We start from the raw sequence: 5,715 nt of genomic DNA, 5'->3' as shown, positions 1-5,715 counted from the left end.
ACTACGACTTCGCCAATGGTGCGCCAGCCGTCGGCGCCACTCTGGACCTGCCGGTAGCGAAAGAGATATTCCGGCGCGTCTACGGCAAGCGCAGGGAACGCAAGAACCTCTATAACTACTTCGTCCAGCTGAGCCTGCCCAACATCAAGCTGCCCAAGCGCCGCTATTTCACGACCAATGATCCGGTGTTGACGCCGGACATCCTCGACCACTTCTTCAATCAGCGCAGCCAGGTCTTCGCGGAACTGGACGACCGCCGCAAGGCGCTGTTGTGGTCCATCTACGACCAGCCCGAGTTCCGGGCCGTTCTGCCGATGATGAGTGGATCGGACACGGGCTTTCATCCGATGCGCCGGCATCAGCGCTTCTCGTTGCGCTGCCCGGCCGAGCTGCGTGTGCGGCTCGACGGCGATGAGCGCTCCATCGTGATGACCGTCATCGAAATTTCCCTGTCGGGCTTCCAGRCGCAGTCCAAGCTCGACATACCGATCGGGGCTGATGGTGCGGTCCGGGTGGAATTGGGCGTGCAGGACAAGGCCACGCTGGACGTGAAGGTGATGCGACACCACCACACCGACACCGGCGAGTTCTATGGCTTTCGCGTGGATGAGCCCGACGATGTCTGGCGCCGCGCCGTCAGTGCGCTGGAAACCGAGTACGTTGCAGGCGAGCTGTGAACAGCCCCGGCCGACGTCGCCTGCTGGCCCTTGCGGCCGCACTGGCATGCATCGGCACCGCAGCCGGTGCGGAAACTCTGCCGGAACTGATTGCGCGGGCCAAGCGCTCGGTCGTTGTCGTGGGCAGCTGGGGGTTGATGGACAACCCCCGCTTCGGGTTCAAGGCGGCAGGCTTTGTTGTCGCGGACGGCCTGCACGTGCTGACCAATGCGCACGTGGTGCCGACGGAAACGCCCGATCGAGTCGATCGCAGCATCGCGGTCAAGATCTGGACGCCCGACGCGCAGTGGGTGATGCGAAGCGCCAAGCTCATCAGCCTGGATCGTGCGCATGACCTTGCATTGCTGCAGATGGACGGACCACCCGCGCCCGCGCTGCGCCTAGCCGCCAGGGAGGCGCCGGAGGGCACCTCTATCGCCCTGATCGGATTCCCGATCGGCAATGCGTTGGGCTATGACGTGCACGTGACGCACAGAGGCATCGTGTCGGCGCGCACGGCCATCGTGCCGCCCGCCGCCGCGCCCTCGGGCCTGACCGAACGCGCGGTGCGGCAACTGCGTGCCGGTGCCTTCGAGGTGTTGCAGCTGGATGTCCTGGCCTTCCCGGGCAACAGTGGCGGGCCGGTGCTGGACATCGAGACCGGCGAAGTGATCGGCGTCCTGCAGGGCGGGGCCATCAAGGGAACCCGGGAGGCCGCGCTCAGCGCCCCCACGGGCATCAGCTACGCCGTGCTGATCCGCGATGCAGCGCCCATGCTGAAGTACATCGACCGCTGACCAGCGTCGACGGGCGACTGTCCGTCCAGCGAGACAAATCGCGCGGCCAATAAAAAACCCCGCCGTGGCGGGGTTCTCTGAGTGCGGAGCAGCGACGACTGGCGTCGCTGTTCACATCACTTGGCTTGACGGCGGCGGCCGGCGAAGCCCAGGCCAGCGAGAGCCAGACCCACCAGACCCACCGTGGCGGGCTCAGGCAGCTTGGTGGCTTCGATGGTGGCAGACCAGTCGTTCTGATCCAGGGTGCCGCCACCCAGGATGATGGCAACCAGGGCCGCAGTCGAGGTGTTCGTGTACTGCGCCGAGAAGATGCCCGTCCACTTGGTTTCGTCTTCGCCGATGTCGCAGCTCTTGTTGCCGTTGGTGTCATCACACGCACGGCCCAGGATGCTCATCGTGACCGACGTATTGCCGGCGTTGTCGGTGAAGATGAACGGCGAACCGAACTGGCCGGGAGCCAGGTAGGTTTCGCTGAACAGCCAGTTCGGCTTGGCATCGAAGTGCAGGAAGTTGGGGATCGGGGTGGGGTTCACGCCGATGGGCACATTGTTCGGAGCCGCAGCTTGCGTCATGTCCTGCACCCAACCAGCGGTCGGAGCGAAGATCGTGCCGAAGGCGGGATCATTGAAGGAACCGGTGCCGCCCAGTTGCTTGGTGGCGAACTGGCCGTAGGTCTTGCCAGCGGTCTGGTAAGCATCGGGAGCGGGATCCGGAACCCAGTTGACGGTGCCGAAGGACACGATCACTTGGCCCAGGCTGACACTCGTCTTGCCGACGATGGGGGTGGCGGATGCGGCAGTGGCCACTGCGAGGGCCGCTGCAGCAACCAGCGTCTTCAGGGTCTTGCTCATTTGAATCTCCTTGATTCACTTGCTAGAAGTTGGGGCGCGGCCCCGGACGCTGGGTAATAAGCAGGTCGCGTGCCAGCTTTGAAGGTGCCGCCTGCTTTCCCTTTTAAAACAACGAGTTGCCGTGCTCTTGGATGACGTATTGCCGGTGTTTTGAGGGCTGGTTGATGGTCGCTGTAAAGTCCTCCGACACCCGTCTCAGGCAGGCGGGCAGGGAGATGGTGTGGACGGACTGTCAGGCGAACATGGAGTGACGCGGCGGAACTCTGGCAATGTGACCGGCTGGGACCGCGGGGAGCTGGACTGCTGGCGGGCCACGACTGTCGATGAGGTGAAGGCTTGCGTGGACGAGGCGCGCCGCCGGGGGATTTCGCTCTACCCGCTATCGACCGGCTTGAACTGGGGGTATGGCTCGGCTGCGCCGCCCCAGGCAGACGCCGTGCTGCTGGATCTGAGCGGCATGAACCGCATACGCAATGCGGCAGAGATCTCGCAAGCGAATCCTGTCGCGGTCATCGAACCTGGGGTGACGCAGCGGCAGTTGCACGAATTCCTGAGCGAGTCCTGCCCGGGCCTGAGCTTCAACGTGACGGGTTCGTCCGTGGACACCAGCATCCTCGGCAATGCGCTGGACCGGGGCGTGGGATATCTGGGGCCGCGCCGCGAGGATGTTTTCGGGCTTGAGGTGGTGACCGGCCGAGGGGAGTTGCTGCGGACCGGGTTTCGCCGCCTGGGCGAGGATTCGCCGCTTGCGCATGCCCACCCTTATGGCCTCGGGCCGATGCTGGATGGCCTGTTCTTCCAGGGTAATTACGGCATCGTCACCAGCGCCTGCCTGAAACTGCTGCCGCGGCCGGCCCGCTCGGTTGCCGTGTCGCTGGCCCTGCGTGATGTCTCGAAGTTAGGGGAATTCCTGGATGGCCTGGCGCTGCTGAAGCGGCTGGGCGTCATGGCTGGCGTGACCCACGTCGGCAATCAGGCGCGCACGCGGGCCAGCATGATGTCGGGCATCAGTGAATACCTGCGTATTTCCTGCGGTGTTGCGGAGCGCGACCTGGCGGCCGAGGCGGACCGGGCGCTGGCGACGGTGGCGCCCTATGAATGGACCAGCCTGGGCGGCGTGGCCGGCAGCGCCGCCCAGGTGAAGGCCGCGATTGCCGAGGTCAGGCGGGTCCTGGGCGGCATGGCCAAGTTGACCGTGGTGGACGATGCCAAGCTGGCGGCCGGTTTTCGGTTGCTGAATCCCTTGCGAAACCTGTGGCCCTGGGCGCGCGCCAATGCCGCCGCGATTTCAGCCATCCGGCCCTTGYAGGGTTTGGCGGACGGCCGGCCGACGGATGCCGCCATCACCAACCTTTTATGGCGATATGGCCAGCCGCAGCTGCCGGCGCGGGAACTGGATGCCTCTGGTTGTGGCCTGATCTTCATCAACCCGGCGCTGCCCATGGCGGGCGGGGCGGTGGCGAAGGTCGTCGATGCCATGAAAGCGGTTGCCGCCGGATTCGGCCATGAGCTCTATGTGACGCTGAATATCGAGACGACCACCTCGCTGGTGGCGGTGGCCAATCTGTTGTTTGACCGCGGCGACGCGGCTGCGGTTGCAAACGCCCGAGCCTGCGCGCGAGCGCTGTGGGAATATTTACGCAGTTGCGGCCTGGAGGTGTACCGGGCGCGGGCGGACATGATGGAGGACGTGGTCGACCCCCAGGATTCGTTCTGGCGCACCGCCTGGGCGCTGAAATCCGTGTTCGACCCGGACAATCTGATTGCGCCGGGGCGCTACAACCTGGCTCGGGCGCCCGACGCCTGAGCGGATTTCGCGGTCGCCGCGCGCGTGTGAAAGTCCGCGTTGCCCGGGGGAAGCCCCCGATTTAGGTTGCCAGACATGGGGTGGGGCTATGGCATCATTCCAAGGCTTTGGCCCTGGGTGACGGCAGGTTTTGCCGTYCCCTCTCGACTGCAACGGTTTGCGGGGGCCTTCGATGAACAGACCCACAGAGGACTCGCCTTGAACGCTTCCAACAACCGTGATGCGCAAATGACGTCGGCAAGAGGCTCGCAGAGGGCGGCAAAGGCAGCCGGCGCGTGGTGGGGCCGGGCCCTGGCAATGCTTGCCATCGGCGTGCTGGCCGGCTGCGCCAGCACCAGCTTCCCGCCAGCGCCGGCGGCAGTGGCCAACGATGACTACAGCTACATCATCGGCGCGGGTGACAACCTCAATATCCAGGTCTGGCGCAATCCGGAGCTGTCGATGTCGGTGCCGGTTCGCCCGGACGGCAAGATCGCCGCCCCGCTGGTGGACGAGATGGTCGTGCAGGGCAAGACCTCGGTGCAGGTGGCCCGTGAAGTCGAGAAGCAGCTCGGCAAATACGTGCGCGACCCGGTCGTCACTGTCATCGTCACGAGCTTCATTGGCCCCTACAGCGAGCAGATCCGCGTCGTCGGCGAGGCGGCCAAGCCGCAATTCCTGCCCTACAAGCAGAAGATGACGGTGCTGGACGTGATGATCGCCGTCGGCGGCCTGACGGACTTTGCATCCGGCAACAGCGCCACCATCCTGCGCACGGCCGAGGGCAACAAGCAGTACTCGGTGCGCCTGAAGGACCTGATCAAGCGCGGTGACGTGTCGGCCAATGTCGAAATGCGGCCGGGCGACATCCTCATCATTCCGCAGAGCCTGTTCTGAATTGAAGGGAGAGGACCTGCGTTCGCTGCCGGCCTCTCCTAGCCATAGCTTTAACCGAGACTGTTCCCCATGGAATTGCTGATTGGTCAGCTTCTGATCATCGTCCGGCGGATGTGGAAATACCGCTGGGTCGGCCTGGTCGTGGCCTGGGTGGCCGGGCTGGTCGGCGCCGTGGTGGTGTTCGTGCTGCCTGACCGCTACGAGGCCAGCGCCCGCATCTACGTGGACACCCAGTCCATCCTGAAGCCACTGATGTCCGGCCTGGCCGTGCAGCCCAATGTCGAGCAGCAGGTGATGATGCTGAGCCGCACGCTGATCAGCCGGCCCAATGTCGAAAAGCTGGTCCGCATGGCCGACCTGGACTTGAAGAACCAGTCCAAGGCCCAGCAGGAATCCACCATCGAGACGGTGACGAGCAATCTGTCCATCCAGAGCAGCGGGCGGGACAACCTCTACATCCTCGGCTACCGCGACAGCGATCCGGAAACGGCCAAGCGTGTCGTGCAGGCGCTGGTGTCGATCTTTGTCGAATCCAGCCTGGGCCAGACGCGCGTGGGCACCTCGACGGCAACGACCTTCATCAACGAGCAGATCAAGTCCTATGAGGCCAAGCTGGAAGAGGCCGAAACACGGCTCAAGGAATTCCGGCTCAAGAACCTGTCCAATATGTCGGGTGACGGGAAGGACTCCGCGGCTCATATCGCGGAGTTGAGTGGCCAGCTGGAGCG

General features: G+C 64.5%; 6 protein-coding genes. 5 read left to right on the top strand and 1 reads right to left on the bottom strand.

The genetic code is table 11. The features are described from left to right. Both AC1DU6_RS18135 and AC1DU6_RS18130 read left to right on the top strand, forming a co-directional pair. A partial coding sequence (locus AC1DU6_RS18135) for a PilZ domain-containing protein (protein ID WP_477858713.1) occupies positions 1 to 677 on the top strand: 677 nt, incomplete at its 5' end. Further along, on the top strand, positions 674 to 1,453 hold the full coding sequence (locus AC1DU6_RS18130; RefSeq protein WP_457392811.1) for a S1C family serine protease: 780 nt from the start codon (positions 674 to 676) through the stop codon (positions 1,451 to 1,453). The genes AC1DU6_RS18135 and AC1DU6_RS18130, both read left to right, overlap by 4 nt. A gap of 116 nt (positions 1,454 to 1,569) precedes the next feature. Here AC1DU6_RS18130 and AC1DU6_RS18125 read toward each other — a convergent pair whose 3' ends face one another. Beyond that, positions 1,570 to 2,304, bottom strand: a complete 735-nt coding sequence (locus AC1DU6_RS18125) for a PEP-CTERM sorting domain-containing protein (RefSeq protein ID WP_477858711.1) — start codon at positions 2,302 to 2,304, stop codon at positions 1,570 to 1,572. Between the two features lie 271 nt (positions 2,305 to 2,575). Here AC1DU6_RS18125 and AC1DU6_RS18120 point away from each other — a divergent pair, with 271 nt between their 5' ends. The 3 genes from AC1DU6_RS18120 to AC1DU6_RS18110 form a co-directional block, all read left to right on the top strand. Then, entirely contained in the window at positions 2,576 to 4,111 is a 1,536-nt protein-coding gene (locus tag AC1DU6_RS18120; RefSeq protein ID WP_477858709.1) for an FAD-binding oxidoreductase, read from the top strand. 297 nt (positions 4,112 to 4,408) lie between these two features. After that, the gene (locus tag AC1DU6_RS18115; RefSeq protein ID WP_235531973.1) at positions 4,409 to 4,987 is read left to right on the top strand and encodes an XrtA/PEP-CTERM system exopolysaccharide export protein; all 579 of its coding nucleotides are present in this window, start codon (positions 4,409 to 4,411) and stop codon (positions 4,985 to 4,987) included. Between the two features lie 69 nt (positions 4,988 to 5,056). Continuing rightward, the coding region (locus AC1DU6_RS18110) for an XrtA system polysaccharide chain length determinant (RefSeq protein ID WP_477858707.1) at positions 5,057 to 5,715 on the top strand (659 nt) is incomplete at its 3' end.

It is taken from the genome of Roseateles sp. P5_B10, assembly GCF_056400485.1.
Note: the sequence above shows the minus strand (reverse complement) of the source record. Positions and strands in the feature narration are given on the sequence as shown.